General features: G+C 69.5%; 11 protein-coding genes. 10 read left to right on the top strand and 1 reads right to left on the bottom strand.

The window, feature by feature from the left end; genetic code table 11:
• Positions 1 to 401 precede the first annotated feature (401 nt).
• Genes rsmG through BLS85_RS09125 form a run of 3 tightly spaced genes read left to right on the top strand, consistent with a single transcriptional unit; the run spans position 402 to position 2,918 of the window.
• Positions 402 to 1,157 carry a 16S rRNA (guanine(527)-N(7))-methyltransferase RsmG gene (gene rsmG, locus BLS85_RS09135; RefSeq protein ID WP_092785494.1) on the top strand — a complete coding sequence of 252 codons (756 nt, stop codon included), beginning with the start codon at positions 402 to 404 and terminating at the stop codon, positions 1,155 to 1,157.
• The gene (locus BLS85_RS09130) at positions 1,138 to 1,950 is read left to right on the top strand and encodes a ParA family protein (protein ID WP_092785492.1); all 813 of its coding nucleotides are present in this window, start codon (positions 1,138 to 1,140) and stop codon (positions 1,948 to 1,950) included. The genes rsmG and BLS85_RS09130 overlap by 20 nt, the downstream gene beginning before the upstream one ends.
• A gap of 5 nt (positions 1,951 to 1,955) precedes the next feature.
• Positions 1,956 to 2,918 (top strand): ParB/RepB/Spo0J family partition protein, encoded by a 963-nt coding sequence (locus BLS85_RS09125; protein WP_176793587.1) that lies wholly within the window; start codon positions 1,956 to 1,958, stop codon positions 2,916 to 2,918.
• 55 nt (positions 2,919 to 2,973) lie between these two features.
• Here the strand turns inward: BLS85_RS09125 and BLS85_RS09120 are convergent, their stop codons facing one another.
• Positions 2,974 to 6,177, bottom strand: a complete 3,204-nt coding sequence (locus tag BLS85_RS09120) for a YhdP family protein (RefSeq protein WP_143027144.1) — start codon at positions 6,175 to 6,177, stop codon at positions 2,974 to 2,976.
• 179 nt (positions 6,178 to 6,356) lie between these two features.
• On the opposite strand from BLS85_RS09120, the gene BLS85_RS09115 reads away from it, so the two are divergent.
• The 7 genes from BLS85_RS09115 to BLS85_RS09085 all read left to right on the top strand — a co-directional run bounded on the left by BLS85_RS09115 (position 6,357) and on the right by BLS85_RS09085 (position 18,656).
• A complete protein-coding gene (locus BLS85_RS09115; protein ID WP_092785486.1) occupies positions 6,357 to 9,341 on the top strand; it encodes a bifunctional [glutamine synthetase] adenylyltransferase/[glutamine synthetase]-adenylyl-L-tyrosine phosphorylase in 2,985 nt (994 codons plus the stop codon).
• A 350-nt stretch (positions 9,342 to 9,691) separates the two neighbouring features.
• Positions 9,692 to 10,294, top strand: coding sequence for a DUF3576 domain-containing protein (locus tag BLS85_RS09110; protein ID WP_092785484.1), 603 nt, complete (start codon positions 9,692 to 9,694; stop codon positions 10,292 to 10,294).
• 63 nt (positions 10,295 to 10,357) lie between these two features.
• Positions 10,358 to 12,952, top strand: a complete 2,595-nt coding sequence (leuS, locus tag BLS85_RS09105) for a leucine--tRNA ligase (protein WP_092785482.1) — start codon at positions 10,358 to 10,360, stop codon at positions 12,950 to 12,952.
• 76 nt (positions 12,953 to 13,028) lie between these two features.
• Positions 13,029 to 13,544, top strand: coding sequence for an LPS assembly lipoprotein LptE (gene lptE / locus BLS85_RS09100; RefSeq protein WP_092785480.1), 516 nt, complete (start codon positions 13,029 to 13,031; stop codon positions 13,542 to 13,544).
• A gap of 128 nt (positions 13,545 to 13,672) precedes the next feature.
• The gene (locus tag BLS85_RS09095; RefSeq protein WP_092785478.1) at positions 13,673 to 14,857 is read left to right on the top strand and encodes a vWA domain-containing protein; all 1,185 of its coding nucleotides are present in this window, start codon (positions 13,673 to 13,675) and stop codon (positions 14,855 to 14,857) included.
• 151 nt (positions 14,858 to 15,008) lie between these two features.
• Entirely contained in the window at positions 15,009 to 17,132 is a 2,124-nt protein-coding gene (locus tag BLS85_RS09090) for an ATP-binding protein (RefSeq protein ID WP_176793541.1), read from the top strand.
• A gap of 330 nt (positions 17,133 to 17,462) precedes the next feature.
• Positions 17,463 to 18,656, top strand: a complete 1,194-nt coding sequence (locus BLS85_RS09085) for an acyl-CoA dehydrogenase (protein WP_092785474.1) — start codon at positions 17,463 to 17,465, stop codon at positions 18,654 to 18,656.
• Positions 18,657 to 18,670: the final 14 nt, after the last annotated feature.

The raw sequence follows: 18,670 nt of genomic DNA, 5'->3' as shown, positions 1-18,670 counted from the left end.
GAATCGGAATCGGACGGACGCCATTTAACCCGTCCGACAGAAGAAGGGACTTCTTTTGTCGGACGGCCGGCGCGACCGCGCCGGCGCCGCGAAGCGGCGGTGGCCCTGAAACGGACGTGTCTGTTTCAGGGCCGATCAGCATTATATAGGGGCGCCGGACAGGCGGATCCCACGGCCCCATTCCGGGCCTCCTCCTATCACATCCGGCCCGTTATGACTCCCGCCCGATCCTGCCATGGTCCGCCACCGGCGCCGGGCATCACCACCAAGGCCCCAAGGCGACGGTCGGCCATGACGATCGGGACAGGCGGGCCGGCGGTGAAGGAGCACGCTTGGTCTTCCGGCGTCGTCGTGGTTTGATCCGCGGTCCCTGGTCCCACCACACCCGGACGCCACGGCCGATGCCCCGCCCTCCTTCCGTCACGAAACCCGCCGGCCGCCCGCGCCGGCCCGCCCCGACCCTCGCCCTGCCGCCCCGCGCCGTCCGCCGCGACACCCTGGCGACCGCGCTCGGGCAATCACCGGAGTCGATCCCCGACGCCCTGATCGACCGCCTCACCACCCTGCTGGAACGCCTCGACACCTGGACCCGGCGTATCAATCTGGTGGGCGGCTCCACCCTGCCCGACGCCTGGGCGCGCCATGTGCTCGATTCGGCCGCGCTGATGCCGCTGATCCCGCCCGGCGCCCGCCGCCTCGCCGACCTCGGCTCCGGCGCCGGCTTTCCCGGACTGGTGCTGGCCATCCTGGGCGCACCGGATGTCCACCTTGTCGAGTCGGACCAGCGCAAGGCCGTTTTCCTGCGCGAGGCCGCCCGCGCCACCGCCGCGCCGGTCACCGTCCACGCCGCCCGCATCGAGGCCCTGGCCTCCCTCGACGCCGACGTGGTCACCGCCCGGGCCTTGGCCCCGTTACCGGATCTGCTGCCGTTGGTGACCCGACACCTCACCGACGACGGTGTCGCGCTGCTGCCCAAGGGCCGGGACGTCGCGAGCGAATTGACCGCCTGCGCCAATCAATGGATCATGCGCGTCGAGCATCACCCCGCGTCCGCCCCCGTTCGGGACCCGGGCTCGGCCGCCGCCTCCGCGCCGGCCGATCCGGGCGGTCGCGTCCTCATCCTCCGGGAGATCCGCCGTGTCCCCTCCGACGCCTGAGGCCCGCCCGCACATCATCGCCATCGCCAACCAGAAGGGCGGCGTCGGCAAGACCACCACGGCCATCAATCTGGCCACCGCCCTGGCCGCCACGCGCCAGCGGGTTCTGGTGATCGACCTCGATCCGCAGGGCAACGCCTCGACCGGGTTCGGCGTCGCCCGCGAGGCCCGCCGCGCCGGCACCTACCGTCTGCTGTCGGGCGACCTGCCGCTGACCCGCGCCGCGACCGAAACCGAGATCCCGCACCTGTCCGTCGTGCCCGCCGGGGCCGATCTGGCCGGCGCCGAGGTCGAACTGGTCGGCGCCGAGCGGCGTGAGCACCGCCTCGCCGATGCCCTGACGGGTGCCGAGGGCGCGGCGGGGGCCGGCGTGGACTACATCCTCATCGACTGTCCGCCGGCGCTGGGTCTGCTCACCATCAACGCCCTGGTCGCGGCGCACGCGGTGCTGATCCCGCTGCAATGCGAGTTCTTCGCCCTGGAGGGCATCAGCCACCTGATGCGCACCATCGAACGCGTGCGTGCCCGCTTCAACCCCGCCCTGGCCATCCAGGGCATCGTTCTGACCATGTTCGACAAGCGCAACAACCTCTCCGACAGCGTCGCCGCCGACGTGCGCGGCTATTTCGGCGACAAGGTCTACCAGACCGTCATCCCCCGCAACGTGCGCGTCTCGGAGGCGCCGTCCCATGGCAAGCCGGTGCTGCTCTATGACGTCTCCTGCGCCGGGTCCAAGGCCTACATCCAACTGGCCGGCGAACTGATGCGCCAGCCCCGGCCGATGGCGGCATGACGGCCATGGTCAAGCGACAGACGTTGGGGCGCGGTCTGTCCGCGCTGTTCGGCGAGGACGAGGCGGCGGCGGACGACGGCAACGAGGCGACCGAGGCCGGCGCGGGCACCGGCGGTGGCGGCGGCGGTGGTGGTGGGCGCGGCGTGCGCCTGATCCCCATCGACCGCCTGGCCCCCTCCCCCCTGCAGCCGCGCCGGGTGTTCGACGAGGCCGGGCTGGATGAACTGGCCGAGAGCCTGCGGGCACGCGGCGTGCTCCAACCCCTTCTGGCCCGGCCCAGTCCGACCCACGAGGGCCACTTCGAGATCGTCGCCGGCGAACGCCGCTGGCGCGCCGCCCAGCGCGCCGGACTGCACGAGGTCCCGGTGCTGGCCCGCGATTTCGACGACCGCGAGACCCTGGAGGTCGCCCTCGTCGAGAACCTGCAACGGCAGGATCTCAACCCGATGGAAGAGGCCGAGGGCTACCGCCGCCTGCTCGACGAGTTCGGGCACGGACAGGAGGCCCTGGCCGGGGTCGTCGGCAAGAGCCGCAGCCACGTCGCCAACACCCTGCGCCTGCTCCAGTTGCCGGAGCGGGTGCGCGACATGGTCTCCGGCGGTGACCTGTCGGCCGGCCACGCCCGCGCCCTGCTGGCGCTGGAGAATCCAACCGTGTTCGCCGAGGAGGTGGCGCGCAAGGGCCTCAGCGTGCGTCAGACCGAAACCCTGGTGCGGGAGGCCCAGCAGCGCCCGGCGCAGACGCGGCCCCGGCGCGGCTCGTCCGGCGGCGGTCGCGCGGCCGACAAGGATACCGACACCCTGGCGCTGGAACGCGACCTTGCCGCGCGGCTGGGCATGGCGGTGTCCATCGACATGAAGGCCAACGGCGGCGGCACGGTCACGGTCACATGGCGCTCGCTGGAACAGCTCGACGAGGTTCTGGCCCGCCTGTCGGCCGGCCCGTCGGCGGAGGGTGATCTGACCTGACGGTCCCTCCCGTGCCGGCACGGGCCTCGGTGAGGAGTGGCACCGTCGTTCGGCGTTACTCCCCGGTTCCCGGTGTCGGCGCTGCCGCGCCTTGATCGTCTCCCCCATCGGGCAGGCCGTCGAAAACGCCGCGCAGGAACCCCGGCGTCACCACGGACAACGGATTGACGCTGACCGACGGGTCGCCCAGGGCGCCCTCGGCGCTGTAGTTGACGGCGAAGACGCCACCGCCCTTCTCGCCGACCAGCAGATCGCCCAGCAGCGGAATGCCGCCCAGCAAAGAGTTGATGAGATAGAGCGGCACCACCACACCGTTCAGGTCCAGCGTCGAGCGACGCAGGTTGATCACACCGTTGGCGGTCAGGCCCAGCGAGGCCCCGTTGGCGCGCGCCTCGCTCAACGTCAGGACGCCGTCGGCATAGCGGAATGGCGCGATCAGCTTGGACAGGCTCAAGCCCTCGCCCTGAAGCTCGTCCAGGATCCCGGTCAGCGAGGCCACCGCGAGAATGCGGGCGAGCACAGGTGTCTTGTAAAGGTTGAAATTATCAATGCGCAGAACACCTTCGGCGGTGTTGTCCGGGTCCAGGGTACCGCTCAGGGACAGGCGCCCCCCGTTGATTCGGCCGGTCACGCCCAGGTCGCTGGCGAACGCCCCGGCGTCCTCCGCCTCGACCGAAAAGCGGCGCACGCCGCCGTCCGGCGCCATGGCGATGCGGGCCGGACGGCCGTCTCCGGCGCGGGTTTGCAGGTCGGCCCGGCTCCACAGCCCGGCGGCGTCACTGCTCAGGGTGCCGCGCAGGGTCCGGAACGTCATGGACTCCGTCACGCGCGCTTGCCCGACATCCAGACTCAGGGCCAGCGGCGGCCCGGGCCGCCCGGGCGGCCCGCCCGTCTCGGACGCCGGGCCGTCGCCGGACTCGTCGTGCTTGAAGACTGCCCGCACATCGAGGCTGGGGCCGCCGAGAGCGATGTCGTAGGGGTCGCCGGCGCGGTCGGGCGCGACGATGCGGGCACTGACATCGGTCTCGCCCAGGCGCACCCGCTCCATGGAGACGTCCAGCATGTCGCCGGTGCCGGTCAGGCGCGCGCGCCCGCCCTGAACACTTCCGTCGGCGGCGGTGGTCACGTCGAAGTCCACGGTCATGGCCTCGTCGGTGAAGCGGGCCTCCACATCGGCCCGCCCCGGAATGTCGGCCGGCTTCGTCCACCCCAGCGCGTCCATGGCCAGCGTGGCGGGCGCAAGGTCGATCTGGGCCGTCAGCGTGGCCGGTGCGCCGGCGGTGTCGGTGTAGGTCAGGTCGCCGTCCACCGGACCATCCATCCACGGCGGCTGGAACGGCGGGCCGCTGAGCCGGAAGCGCGCGCGGGCGGCGTTGTCCAGGCGCCCGCGCACATGATAGCGGCGGTCGAACGCCGCCCCGTCGGTGAAGTTTTCCCGCCACTCCAAGGTGATGGGCACGTCGCCCAGGCGGGCGGTGCCGGCCACGTCCATGCCGGTCCCGTCCAGGGACAGGCTCAGGTCGCCGTCGCTGAGGTCCTGCCCCAGGGTCACGTCCGGCAGCCCGACCCCGGTGGCATCGGCGGTCACCCCGACCTCCAGTTCATCAAGCGCCACATCGTCCCTTAGGGGCAGGCCCAGCGTGAGCGTCACCCGCGCGTCGCCCCGGGCCACGCCCGGGTCAACGCCCAGCCGGGAGGCGTATCCGAGCGGCTGATGGTCGATCAGGGCGAGCGCATCGGACAGCGGGGTGTCGATCTCGAACAGCATGTCGCCGCGTTCGCTGTCGGTGTCCAGCGCGGTCAGGGCGACGGTTCCCTCGCGGATTCGCACGTCGCCGACGCCGCCGCCATCAACGGCGATGGTCACGGCATCCAGGCCGACCTGCACGGTCCCGCTGGCTTCCGTGGCGGCCGGCAATCCCTCCAGATAGGTCACCGTCGCGCCCTCGACGCGGGCGCCGCCGAACAGCCCGATGACCGACACGTCGCTCAGGCCGGCGCCGCCCAGATGCAGCATGAAACGGCCTTCATGAAGATCGCCGGTGGCGATGTTTTTCGCGATCCAATCGCGGGCGCCGTCGGCCAGGGCGGGCGGCCAATGGCGCACAAGGGTCTCGACCGTCAGGGACGACAGGCGAATGTCGACGGCCCCGGAGGTGGGGCTGTTCGGACCGCCGGTCAGGCGCCCGGCGGCGGCCAGGGACACGCCGGGCAGGCCGAGGGTCATGCTCTCGACCGTCAGATCGAGGGCGTTCCGCCCGGCGCGGGTCAGGCGGGCCTCGACCTCCAGGCTCCGGGGCGCCCATGTGTGGTCGATCGGTTCGGGCAGCGACACCTTGCCGGGGCCGCCGCTGATCGACAGGGTGGCCTGCCGGATCATCTCGGCGGACGGCTCCGCGCCCAGGTCCAGGTCGGCCGTCAGGGTCGCGTCCAGGGACTGGCTCCACCCGGCCAGGACCGGCCAGCCGAGGCGATCCGCGAGATCCCGAGCCGGATTGAGACCCTGCGCGGCGACCACAGCCGAGGCGGTGTCGTCGCCGGGCGCATAGCGCACCGCCACGTCCAGAACGGGGGCGGGCGGTTCGGCGTCGAGAACCACCGAGGCTTCCAGTCGCAGAGCCGTACGATCCCGGATGACCTGAAGGTCCGGAACCGCGAGCCGCCATGCCCGGCCGGTCACACGGTCCTCGACCACCAATCGGGCCTCGCGCAGGGCGAGGCCCAGATCGGCCAGGGTCTCCCACACGACCGTCAGATTGTCCTGAGCCATTGATGGAGAGGTTGGCGGTCGCGCGCCCCCCGTCCCGGTTCCGGCGCCACCGTCCAGGCTGGCTTCCAGGTCGAGCGTGAAATGGCCGTCCTCGTGTCGTCGCGCGTGCAGGACGGGACCGACCAGCGCCAGATTGGATGCCCGCGGTTGGCCAGACAGCAGGGTGTCCAGGTCCAGGGTGACGCGGATCGCGCCGACGCGGGCCAGCGGACGCGCGTCCGGGCCGACCAGCCGGACCCGATCCAGGTCGATGTCGAACCCCCAGGCCGCCCTGTTCCAGGACACCGCCGCGCCGCCGACCCGCACATCGGCGGCCATGCCGGCGTCGCGGACGGCCCGGGTCAGTTCCATTTCAATGCGGGGCGTCAGGAACGCGACGTCGAGCGGTCCTCGCCCCGCCGTCCAGGCGAGAGCGACCATCCCCAGGATGAGGAGTCCCAGCAGCCGACCGAGCCGTTTCGCAACCTTGTGAGCCGCCCGTTGCGCCACTGAACCTCCCCTTGGTCCACCAATACCGGCGGCCGACCCACCTTGACCGGACGTGGCGCTTCGCGCAGTGTGCCCCGTGATCCGGGGGCGTCCCCCGACGCTGAATCCGCCGGAGCCCGACAGTGGACTCCTCATCAACCAGCGGCCCGCCAATCTGACCGCTGGAATAAGGTGAAGGTATGACGAACGCCAGCGTTCTCGCGCCTGCCGTGCCGGCGCCGCGTCCCTCGGACCCGGAGCGCGCCGCGCGCGGGCTGGAGCGCTGGACGGATCAGGCCGGGCGGGAGGACGACCCCGCGCTGGCCGCCTTCATGCGGGACCTCGCCGAACCTGACACGCCGGGCCGCGCCGTTCTGGACGCGGTGTTCGGCAACAGTCCGTTCCTGACCGCCTGCGTGCTGCGCGAGCCGGCCTGGATGCGCCGGCTCGTCACCGACGGCCCGGACGCGGCTCGCGACGACGCGTTCCGGGCGATGGCCGCCGACGCGAGGGCGGCCGGCGACGATCAGGCCCGCGTCATGCGCGCGCTGCGCGTGGCCAAGCGGCGCACGGCGCTGACCGCGGCCGTCGCCGACATTCTCGGGCTGTGGTCGCTGGAGGCCGTCACCGGGGCGCTGTCCCTGATGGCGGAACAGGCGCTTGACCACTGTTGTGCCCACCTGCTCACCCGCCTGCACGACAAGGGCGATCTGGTGCTGCCCCGGGCGGATCGCCCGACCTTTGAAAGCGGCCTGTTCGTGCTCGGCATGGGCAAGCTGGGCGCGCGGGAACTGAACTATTCCTCCGACATCGATCTCATCGTCCTGTTCGACGAGGACCGTATCGACTACCGGGGCCGGCTGAGCGCTCGCGAGGCCATGGTGCGCCTGACCCGCGATGTGGTTCGCATGATGGAGGAACGCACCGGGGACGGTTACGTTTTCCGCTGCGATCTGCGGCTGCGACCGGATCCGGGCGCGACCCACCTCGCCCTGTCCACCGAGGCGGCGGAGCAATACTACGAGAGCTTCGGCCAGAACTGGGAACGCGCCGCGATGATCAAGGCGTGCCCGGTGGCGGGCGACAGGGACGCCGGCGTGCGCTTTCTGGATCACATCCGGCCCTTCGTGTGGCGTCGCTCCCTCGACTTCAACGCCATCCGGGACATCCATTCGATCAAACGCCAGATCCACGCCCAGCGCGGTCACGCCGTGGTCGCGGTCGAAGGCCACAACGTCAAGCTGGGGCGGGGCGGCATCCGGGAGATCGAGTTCTTCGTGCAGACCCAGCAGTTGATCTGGGGTGGCCGCGAGCCGCGTCTGCGCGCGCGGGCAACCCTCCCGGCCCTGAACGCCTTGACCGAGCGCGGCCTGGTGGAGCCCGCCGTGCGGGACGATCTGGCCGTCGCCTATGAACATCTGCGCCGGGTCGAGCACCGCCTGCAGATGATCGACGACGAACAGACCCAGACCCTGCCCAGCGACAAGGAGAAGCTGCGCGCCTTCGCGACCTTCATGGGGTATGACGGCATCAAGCCGTTCGCGCTTGACCTCAAGGCCACCCTGATGCGGGTGCAGGACCACTACGCCGATCTGTTCGAGGATCAGCCGACGCTGTCCGGCGGCGAGGGCAATCTGGTTTTTACCGGCGGCGAGGACGACCCCGAGACCCTGCGCACCCTCACGGATCTGGGATATGCCAATCCGCATGCGGTGGCCGCGACCATTCGGGGCTGGCACCATGGCCGGTACCGCTGTCTGCGCAGCACGACGGCGCGGGAGCGGCTCACCGAATTGATGCCGACCCTGGTGCGCACGTTGGCGGATACGGCGCATCCGGACGGCGCGCTGCTGCGCTTCGACAGTGTCCTGGCCCACCTGCCCGCCGGGGTGCAGTTGTTCGCCCTGTTCGCGGAAAATCCCCAACTTCTGGTCCTGGTCGCGGACATCATGGGTGACGCACCCCGTCTGGCCGAGCGTCTGGCCCGCAACCCGTCCCTGCTGGACGGTGTTCTGGATCCGGAGTCCATGGGGCAGCCGCTTCGGACAGAGGACCTGCGCGCCGGACTGCGGATGGCGCTGCGCGATGCGCGCGTGTTCGAGGATGTGCTCGACATCTGTCGGCGCTGGGCCAACGATCATCGGTTCCTGGTCGGGGTTCGGACCCTGCGCGGCCAGTGCGCGCCGGTGGATGCCGGCCGGTTCCTGTCGGACATCGCCGATGTGGTGCTCGACGTCCTGCTGCAACACGTCTGGGTTCAGTTCGCCGAGGCCCACGGGGCCATGCCGGCCGGCGCCGTCGTGGTGGTGGCCCTGGGCAAGCTGGGCGGGCAGGAGATGACGCCGACCTCCGATCTCGATCTGATCATGGTGTACGACGTGCCCGAGGGCGTCGACCAGTCCGACGGACCCAAACCGCTGGCGCCGACGGTGTACTACACTCGGCTGGTGCAGCGGTTCATCAATGCCATCACCGCCAGCACCGCCCAGGGGCGGTTGTACGAGGTGGACATGCGGCTGCGTCCGTCCGGCAACAAGGGGCCGCTGGCGACCAGTCTGGATTCCTTCCGGCGCTATCAGGGTGAGGCGGCGTGGACCTGGGAACATCAGGCCCTGACGCGGGCGCGGGTCGTCGCCGGCCCGGCGATGGTGGCCGACCGGGTGGCCGAGGTCATCCGGGACACGATCTGCCGTTCTCGTGATCCCGGTGGTCTGGCCCGGGCGGTCGCCGACATGAGGGCCCGCATCGATGCCGAGCACGGGGACGAAAACCCCTGGAACATCAAGCATGTGCGCGGGGGCTTGGTCGATGTCGAGTTCATCGCGCAGTATCTCCAGTTGCGATACGCCCACGACCATCCGGACATCGTGGTCCCGAACACGGCGCAGGGGCTGCGCCGGGCCGGCGCGGCCGGCGTGCTGACGGCGGAGGACGCGGGTTTCCTGAGTCTGGCCTATGACCGCTGGCTCGGCCTTCAGGGGATGATCCGCCATTCGCTGGACGGGGTGCCGGACGACGAAACTCTGCCTCCCGGCCTGAAGGCGCGCCTGGTCGCCAACTGGGACGGCGCCGGCGATTTCGAGGGCCTGAAGGCCGCGATGGCGGACACGGCGGCGCGGGTCCTGGCGCTGTACGAGCGCCTTGTCCTGGCGCCGGCGGAAGAAGGGGGACGCGGCGGCTCCTGACCTCAACGAGTCCGCCTGACCGGGGCCGCCGTGGGGCCGACGCAGCCGGTGGCATTGGCCTCTTTTGCTTGCGAACGCGTATGTTTTCGCGGTGCCGAGACGGCGACGCCCGTGCCGGAACGAGGGAGATCCGGTTCGCTCCGACATCACCCGACCGCGCGCCACACTGGTGGCCAGCCGTTGCGACAGGGTGCCCTGGCGCTGACCGACGGTGCCGCCCCGCTGTTGCCCCGCTGTTGCCCCGGGGGCGCTCCTATTATAAGCAGGAGCATCGTATCAGCAGCGGAGGCTGTGTTGCCCGTCCGCCGCGCCAAAAAAGCCGGACGCCGTGGGGCGATGAAAGGGAGACCATGAAAGTCGTTGGCATGGCCGTGGCGGCGGCCCTACTGCTCACCGCCTGCCAGTACGCGGATCCCATCTATCCGGATCGACCGCCCGGCGAGGACCGGACGGTGCGGCGCGATCTTAGCAAACCCTATCAGCGCGACACGGTGTTCGGTCCCGGCGGCATTGATCTGTTCGGCTCGGGCGAGGAAGAGCGACCGGCCGACGGCAGCGGCGGAATTGGCGTCAACAGTTTCTTGTGGCGGGCGTCGCTGGACACCATCGCCTTCATGCCGCTGACGTCGGCGGATCCCTTCGGGGGCGTCATCATCACGGACTGGTACACACCGCCGGAAACGCCCAACGAGCGCTTCAAGGTCAATGTCTACATCCTGGCCAAGGCGTTGCGCGCGGATGGGATTGAGGTTTCGGTGTTCAAGCAGGCGCGGGCCGCCGGCCTGAACGCCCTGGCCGATCCGGGCGGCAGCCAGGCCGCGGACGTTGACGGAGCCGGGGCCGTCGGCGGCTGGGCGGATATTCCCGTGGAGGAAACGGTCGCCACCGATCTGGAAAACGCCATCCTGACCCGCGCCCGGCAATTGCGCATGGCGGCACTGCGGGAGCGGTAGGATCCAAGGTCTCCGCCGTCTCCATGCTTCGTGATCGAATCATCGAAAAAGGACCCCAGGCCCATGGCCGCCGCCGACCGTTACAATGTCAAGGAAACCGAGGCCCACTGGCAGACGGTGTGGGCCGAGCGCGACTGCTTCCGCGCCGTCGAGGATCCGGCCCGCAAGAAGTACTACGTGCTGGAGATGTTCCCGTATCCCTCCGGCCGCATCCACATGGGGCACCTGCGCAACTACACCATGGGCGATCTGGTGGCGCGGTACCGCCGGGCGCGCGGGTTCAACGTGCTGCATCCCATGGGCTGGGACGCCTTCGGCCTGCCGGCGGAGAACGCGGCCATTCAGCGCGGCGCCCACCCGGCGCAATGGACGCGCCAGAACATTGACGCCATGCGCGAACAGTTCAAGCCGATGGGCCTGTCCATCGACTGGACGCGCGAGGTCTCGACGTGCGAGCCGGACTACTACCGCCACGAACAGAAGATGTTCCTGGACTTCTATAAGGCGGATCTGGCCTACCGCACCGAGGCCTGGGTGAACTGGGATCCGGTCGAGCATACCGTGCTAGCCAACGAGCAGGTCATCGACGGCAAGGGCTGGCGCTCCGGCGCGCCGGTCGAGCGGCGCAAGCTGGCGCAATGGTCGTTCCGCATCACCCGCTACGCCGACGACCTGCTGGCCGCCATCAAGGACCTGGAGCGTTGGCCCGACAAGGTCCGCCTGATGCAGACCAACTGGATCGGCCGGTCGGAGGGGGCCTTCCTGCGCTGGGACATCCAGGGCCGCGACGACCCCCTGGACGTCTTCACCACGCGGCCCGATACGCTCTACGGCGCCTCGTTCTGCGCACTGTCGCCCAACCATCCGCTGACCGCCGAACTGGCCGAGACCAATCCGGCGCTGAAAGAGTTCGTGGCCGAGTGCGCCCGCATCGGCACCAGCGAGGAGGCCATCGAGACCGCCGAGAAAAAGGGGTTCGATACCGGCCTGCGCGCCGTCCACCCGTTCGACCCGGACTGGACCGTGCCGATCTACGTGGCCAACTTCGTGCTGATGGAATACGGCACCGGCGCCATCTTCGGCTGCCCGGCGCACGACCAGCGCGACTTCGATTTCGCCAAGAAGTACGACCTGCCGATCCTGACCGTCGTGGCGCCGCGGGACGTCGACGTGGCGGCCTTCTCCACGGACCTTGTGGCCGGGGACGAGGCGTTCGTCGGTGACGGCGTGGCGGTAAACTCCGATTTCCTGAACGGCCTGTCGGTCACCGACGCCAAGCGCGCCGCCATCGAGAGGGTGGACAGCCTGGGCAAGGGCGAGGGTACCGTCCAGTTCCGCCTGCGCGACTGGGGCGTCTCCCGCCAGCGCTATTGGGGCTGTCCGATCCCGGTGATCCACTGTGAGTCCTGCGGCATCGTGCCGGTGCCGGAGGACCAGCTGCCGGTGACGCTGCCGGAAGACGTGGACTTTTCCGCCCCCGGCAATCCGCTGGACCGGCATCCGACGTGGAAGCATGTGGACTGCCCGACCTGCGGCAAGCCCGCGCGGCGCGAGACCGACACCTTCGATACCTTCATGGAATCGTCGTGGTACTTCGCCCGTTTCTGTTCGCCCTGGAGCGAGACCGAGGCGTTCGAGCGCAAGGCCGTCGATTACTGGCTGCCGGTCGATCAGTACATCGGCGGTGTCGAACACGCCGTGCTGCACCTGCTGTACTCGCGGTTCTTCATCCGGGCGCTGCGGGACTGCGGCTATCTGGGGCTCGCCGAACCGTTCGCGGGCCTGTTCACCCAGGGCATGGTGCTGCACGAGGTCTATATGGGGCCCGACGGCGCGTGGCTGGAGCCGGCCGAGGTCGAGGTGTTGCCGGACGGCACCGCCCGGCGGCTGTCGGACGGCGCGCCGGTCACCGTCGGCCGGGCCGAGAAGATGTCGAAGTCGAAGCGCAACACGGTCGATCCGGAACGGATCCTGGAAACCTACGGCGCCGATGCGGCGCGGCTGTTCATTGTCTCCGACAACCCGCCGGACGGCGACATGGAATGGTCCGACGCCGGGCTGGAGGGCGCATGGCGCTACGTCAACCGCGTCTGGCGGCTGGTGGCGGAGCCGCCGGTGGCGCCGGCCCCCGTCGGCACGGCGGTGTCGGCGGCCGACCTGGACCGCCCGGCGCTGGATCTGTACAAGCGCGCCCACAAGACCATCGCCGGTGTCACCGAAGACCTGGAGCGGTTCCGCTTCAACACGGCGGTCGCGCGCATCCGCGAGCTGACAAACGCCATCCCGGCGCTGAAGGGCGACGTGAAGGGCGCGGACGCGGTGGTCCGCTTCGCGCTGGAGACGGCCGTGCGGCTGCTCAATCCGATGGTCCCGCACGTCACCGAGCAGTGTTGGACCCTGCTCGGCCACGATCGCATTCTGGCGGAAAGCGACTGGCCCGAGGCCGACCCGGCAATGTGCGTCGATGACACCGTGACCCTGGCCGTTCAGGTCAACGGAAAGCTGCGCGGCAACATCGAGGTGCCCAAGGACTGCCCCAAGGAGGACGCCGAGGCCGCCGCGCTGGCGGTGGAGAACGTGCGCGCCCATACCGACGGCAAAACCATCCGGAAGGTGGTCGTGGTGCCCAATCGCATCGTCAACATCGTCGTGGGTTGAGGCAGGAGGAGGACAGCCTTTGCGAGCAGGGACGCGCGGACTCAGCCCAGGGCATGTCTCCGGGTCACCACACCGGATGGCGTTGCTGTCCCGGCGCGGCCTTGGCTGTGCTTTGGTCGCCGGCCTGCTGACCGGCTGCGGCTTCCGGCCGATGTATGGCCGGTCCGGCGGCGGGGCCGCGTTGTCCTCCGTCGATGTCGAGCCGATTCCGGAGCGGGAAGGGCAGTTGCTGCGCAACGCCCTGCTTGACCGGTTTCGTCCGACCGGCAAGACCCGGCATGTTCTTTCGGCGACGGTGAGGGTGTCGGACGCCAGTCTGGGGATCCAGAGCAACGATGAGGCGACGCTCGGTAGATTGACGGCAACGGCCCAGTGGCGCTTGTTGACGCCCACGGGAGACGGGCGGCGGCGCCTCGATCTGCAAGGGACGGCGCGCAACTCGGTTGTCTACAATATCCTGGACAACCAGTATGCCACGGAACGCAACCGGCGGGCCGCGCGGGCCGATATCGCGGATCAGCTCGCCTCGGAGATCGAAACGCGACTGGGCGCCTATTTCGCCCGACCGGACTACCGCATGCCGGGATTCTGAGGCCGACGGTCATTGAAAACCGCCGTTGGCACGATATGTCATCGGCCATGGTGTGGGCACGTTCGGGCGCCTCGATCCGGGGGGGCGGACACCCACACCGCGACCGGGCCCGAGGGAGCGTCGCCGCCATGTTCCTCAACCTGTTCTACGAACTGCGCCAGGCCAAGGTGCCGGTCTCGCTCAACGAGTATCTGACCCTCCTGGAGGCCATGGTCGCCCGCGTGCCGCAGTACGACGCGGACGACTTCTACTATCTGGCCCGCGCCACCCTGGTGAAGGACGAGCGCAACCTGGACAAGTTCGACCGGGTGTTCGCCCAGGTCTTCAAGGGCCTGGAGAAGCCCGAAGGCCAGGAGGGCGTGACCGCCGAAATCCCCGAGGAGTGGCTGCGCGCCCTGGGCGAGCGGTTCCTCACCGAGGAGGAAAAGAAACAGGTCGAGGCGCTGGGCGGCTGGGAAAAACTCATGGAGACCCTGCGCCAGCGCCTGGAGGAGCAGAAGGAACGCCACGAGGGCGGTAGCAAGTGGATCGGCACCCGGGGTACCTCGCCCTTCGGCGCCTACGGCTACAACCCCGAGGGTATCCGCATCGGCCAGGACCGCTCGCGCCACCGCCGCGCCGTCAAGGTCTGGGACAAACGGGAGTTCAAGGACCTCGACGATTCGGTCGAGATCGGCACGCGCAACATCAAGGTCGCCCTGCGCCGCCTGCGCCGCTTCGCGCGCCAGGGCGCGGCCACGGAACTGGACCTGGACGACACCATCCGCTCGACCGCGCACCAGGGCGGCATGCTGGACCTGAAGATGGTGCCGGAACGCCACAACACCGTGAAAGTGCTGCTGTTGTTGGACGTCGGCGGCTCGATGGACGACCACGTCAGGGTGTGCGAGGAGCTCTTCTCGGCCGTGCGCAGCGAGTTCAAGCACCTGGAGCACTACTACTTCCACAACTGTCCCTATGAGGGCCTGTGGCGCGACAACGCGCGGCGCTGGCAGGAACAGATCCCCACCTGGGACGTGCTGCACACCTACCCGTCCGACTACAAGCTGGTGATCGTCGGCGACGCCTCCATGAGCCCCTATGAGATCGCCTACGCCGGCGGCGCGGTCGAGCACTGGAACGAGGAACCGGGGCACGTCTGGATGTCCCGCCTGTTGGACCAGTTCCCCCACGCCGCGTGGCTGAACCCGGTGCCGGAGGCCCACTGGCGCTATACCCAGTCCGTCCAGATGCTCGAAAAACTGATGGGCGGGCGTATGTTTCCCCTCACCCTGGACGGTCTCGACCGGGCGATGGGAGAGTTGAATCGGTAGGCTCGGCGCGTGACCGCCCCGCACCCGTCGGGGTTCATCGTGCGGCCCGGTTGTTCCACCTCGGTCTGTCCGCAACCGCTGTAATGCCAGCCCCAAAATGGTATATTGTGTTCGGGCTGGTGGCGCGCGCGCCGCCGGGGTGCGGGGTGGCATGATCGACACGGTTCGGAGCATCGTCGGGGATTTCGGCCTACTGGCGTTGCTGAGCCTGGGGGTTGTGGCGGTCCAGCCGCTGACGGAGTCGCTCGACCTCCGGACTCTGCGCGTCATCCTGCTGGGGGTCATGTTCGGGGTCCTGGCGTCGGTGGTGATGCTGGACCCGATCCCCCTGCCGTACGGTGCGGTGACTGATTCGCGGGGCGGGGCGGCCATCTTGGCTGGCGTGTTCGGCGGGCCGGTCGCGGCGGTGGTGGCCAACGCCATCGGCGCGGCGGTGCGCTACTGGGTCGTGGGCGGCCCGGTGGCCCTGGGCGGCGCGGTGGGATTCCTGCTGTACGGGCTGGCCGGACTGCTCGCCGGGCTGGCGTTGCGCCGCCTGGGTCGCGACCCCGGCCCGGTGACCCTGGCCGTGATCGGCGCCTTCGGCACCGCGCTGGTCCTGCCCTCGTTCTTCGTCAGTGCCGACTGGGCCACCGGCTGGGCCATCCTGGCCGAGGCTTGGCCCATCCTTCTGACCGCCAACGTGGTGAGCACCATCCTGATCGGACTGGTGCTGCGCTTTGCGGAGGCCCGCGCCGTGCGCTGGGCCTACCAGGGGCGGCGGGCGCTGGAGGCCGACCGGCTGGCGTTGGCCATGGAACACGCCACCAACGGCGTGCTGATGGCCGACGCCGCTGGCCGGGTGACATGGTCCAACCCCGGATTCCTGCGCCTGACCGGCGCCTCCGAGGCGGCGGTCGTGGGCCAGCCGCTGCCGGCGGTGCTGGCCGGGTTCGACTCGACCGAGGACAAACCTGACGACGGGTCGGACCTGAGCGCGCGCCTCATGACCGGAGCCCCCTTTCACGGTACGCTGGCCTGGCAAACGCCGGACGGGCGACCCTATTGGGCCACCGTGGACGGCCAGCCAGTGTGGGAGGGCGGACGGCTGCGCCACTTCGTCGCCGTTCTGACCGACATCACGGAGAGCAAGCAGCTTGAACAGCGCCTCACGCGGGCCGAAAAGGTGGCGCACGTCGGGCACTGGCATCTGGTTACGGCCACCCGGAGGGTCATGTGGTCCGACGAGGTCTTCCGAATCTTCGGCCTGGACCCCGAAGGCGCGGGGAACCCCTTGGATTTGGCGATGTCGCTGGCCTGTTACCATCCGGAGGACCGGCAACGTGTCTCCGATCTTGTCGTGTCGAGCACCGAGACCGGCGAGCCGTTCCAGTTCCGCGCCCGTGCCGCAGTGGGCGACGAGACCAAGTGGGTGGACGCCCGGGGCGAGGCGGAACGGGACCCGAGCGGACGGATCGTGTCCCTGTTCGGAGTCGTCCAGGATGTGACCGAACTGGCGCGCCGGGAAATCGAGGCGCAGCAGGCCCGCGAGGCCGCCGACGCCGCCAATCGCTCCAAGAGCGAGTTCCTAGCCACCATGAGCCACGAACTGCGCACACCGCTGAACGCCGTCATCGGCTTCGCGGAAATCATCCAGGGGCAGCATTTCGGCCCGCTTCAGGGGCCTTCGCGATACCTGGAATACGCCGCCGACATCCGCGACAGCGGTCAGGTGCTGCTCGATCTGGTCAACGATGTCCTCGACCTGTCCAAGATCGAGGCTGGTCGCTTCGACATGAACGAGGAGACCATCGCCGTCGCGGCCGTGGTCGGGCGGGCCGCGCGGTTGGTCCGCGAACGGGCGATCAGCCACGGCCTGGATCTCGATGTGAGGGATCTGGGCGATGCCCCGCCGCTGCGGGCCGACGAGCGCCTCTTCTCGCAGATGCTGTTCAACCTGATGACCAACGCGGTGAAGTTCACGCCGGCCGGCGGCCGGATCGCCTTGTTCGCCGAGCGCCTCCCGGACGGCGAACTGGCCCTGGTGGTGGAGGACAACGGCGTCGGCATCGCCCCCGAGGATCTGGCGCGAATCAGCGAACCTTACTTCCAGGCTCGCCCGGCCGGACTGCGCAACGGGCATCAGGGCGGCGTTGGGGGCACGGGACTGGGGTTGTCGCTGGTGACCCGCATGATGGACATGCACGGTGGCCGCCTGACCCTGGACAGCACGCCCGGCGAGGGCACCACGGCGCGGCTCGTCTTCCCGCCCGACCGGGTGCTGGATCGCGACTGATCCGGAACCGCCGACGCCAGGGCAATCGGGTGAATGCACCTTTGGCGAAACAACGCGAGGCTTCATAGGGCGGGTTCGCGCCGAAGGCGCACCCCGCCGCATCGCCGCCACGCGGCGGATTGCCCCGCTGCGCGGGGCGAATCCGCCCTACCAAAAAAAACGGTCGGGCGTTCCGCCCCAAGGCACATGATCCCCACGTCTTCATTGCCGTGTCTTTGCGACCACACACCCTTTCACCCGATTGCCCTGCGCCGACACCCTCAAGCGATGACATCCGGCGTCGGCATGCGGTATAGGCAAGGGGTTTCCTGCCAAATGAGGACCCTTGCCATGCCCCCGACCCCTCCCCTTTCCAATTGGGATGACATCCTCGATCTGGACGGCCAGCTTTCCGAGGATGAGCGCCTGATCCGCGACAGTGCCCGCGCCTACTGTCAGGACAAGCTGATGCCGCGCGTGCTCTCCGCCTTCCGCGAGGAACGCTTCGACCGCGAGATCATGACCGAGATGGGGGCGCTCGGGTTGCTTGGCCCCACGGTGCCGGAGGTCTACGGCGGCGCCGGCGTCAACCATGTGGCCTATGGTCTCATCACGCGGGAGATCGAGCGCGTGGACAGCGGCTACCGCTCGGCCATGAGCGTGCAGTCCTCGCTGGTCATGCATCCCATCCACGCCTACGGCACCGAAGAGCAGAAGCGACGGTGGCTGCCGAGGCTGGCTACCGGCGAGGCCGTCGGTTGCTTCGGCCTGACCGAGCCCGATCACGGCTCCGATCCCGGCGGCATGAAGACCCGCGCCGAGAAGATCGACGGCGGCTACCGCCTGACCGGAACCAAGATGTGGATCACCAACAGCCCCATCGCCGATGTCGCCGTGGTCTGGGCCAAATCCGATGCGCACGACGGCCGCGTCAAGGGCTTCCTGGTCGAGCGTGGCGCGACCGGCTTCAGCACGCCGGTCATCGAGGGCAAGTTCAGCTTGCGCGCGTCCATCACCGGGGAAATCGTGCTCGACGGCGTGGAGGTGCCGGACGACGCGCTGCTGCCCGGCGCCGCCGGGCTGGCCGGGCCGTTCGGCTGCTTGAACAAGGCCCGGTACGGCATCGCCTGGGGCTCGTTGGGCGCCGCCGAGGCCTGCTGGCACGCCGCCCGCTCCTATACGATGGACCGCACCCAGTTCGGCCGCCCCCTCGCCGCGACCCAGCTCGTGCAGAAAAAGCTCGCCGACATGCAGACGGAGATCACGCTGGGCCTGCACGCGGTGCTGCGGGTGGGCCGGCTGATCGACGAGGGACGGGCGGCACCCGAGGCCATCTCCCTGGTCAAGCGCAACAACTGCGGCAAGTCCCTGGACATCGCGCGGGCCGCCCGCGACATGCACGGCGGCAACGGCATCATGGACGAGTACCACGTCATCCGCCACGCCCTGAACCTGGAGACGGTCAACACCTACGAGGGCACGCACGACATCCACGCCCTGATCCTGGGTCGCGCGCAGACGGGCCTGCAGGCGTTCGTGGGGTAGGGGCGCCGGCCGCC

The sequence above is a fragment of the Rhodospira trueperi genome (assembly GCF_900101965.1).
GTDB lineage: Bacteria > Pseudomonadota > Alphaproteobacteria > Rhodospirillales > Rhodospirillaceae > Rhodospira > Rhodospira trueperi.
Note: the sequence above shows the minus strand (reverse complement) of the source record. Positions and strands in the feature narration are given on the sequence as shown.

Coding starts and splice junctions, on each gene's coding strand:
- BLS85_RS09115 (WP_092785486.1), top strand. CDS start 6,357: ATGACGAACGCCAGCGTTCTCGCGCCTGCCGTGCCGGCGCCGCGTCCC.
- BLS85_RS09085 (WP_092785474.1), top strand. CDS start 17,463: ATGCCCCCGACCCCTCCCCTTTCCAATTGGGATGACATCCTCGATCTG.
- BLS85_RS09095 (WP_092785478.1), top strand. CDS start 13,673: ATGTTCCTCAACCTGTTCTACGAACTGCGCCAGGCCAAGGTGCCGGTC.
- BLS85_RS09110 (WP_092785484.1), top strand. CDS start 9,692: ATGAAAGTCGTTGGCATGGCCGTGGCGGCGGCCCTACTGCTCACCGCC.
- leuS (WP_092785482.1), top strand. CDS start 10,358: ATGGCCGCCGCCGACCGTTACAATGTCAAGGAAACCGAGGCCCACTGG.
- BLS85_RS09090 (WP_176793541.1), top strand. CDS start 15,009: ATGATCGACACGGTTCGGAGCATCGTCGGGGATTTCGGCCTACTGGCG.
- rsmG (WP_092785494.1), top strand. CDS start 402: ATGCCCCGCCCTCCTTCCGTCACGAAACCCGCCGGCCGCCCGCGCCGG.
- lptE (WP_092785480.1), top strand. CDS start 13,029: ATGGCGTTGCTGTCCCGGCGCGGCCTTGGCTGTGCTTTGGTCGCCGGC.
- BLS85_RS09125 (WP_176793587.1), top strand. CDS start 1,956: ATGGTCAAGCGACAGACGTTGGGGCGCGGTCTGTCCGCGCTGTTCGGC.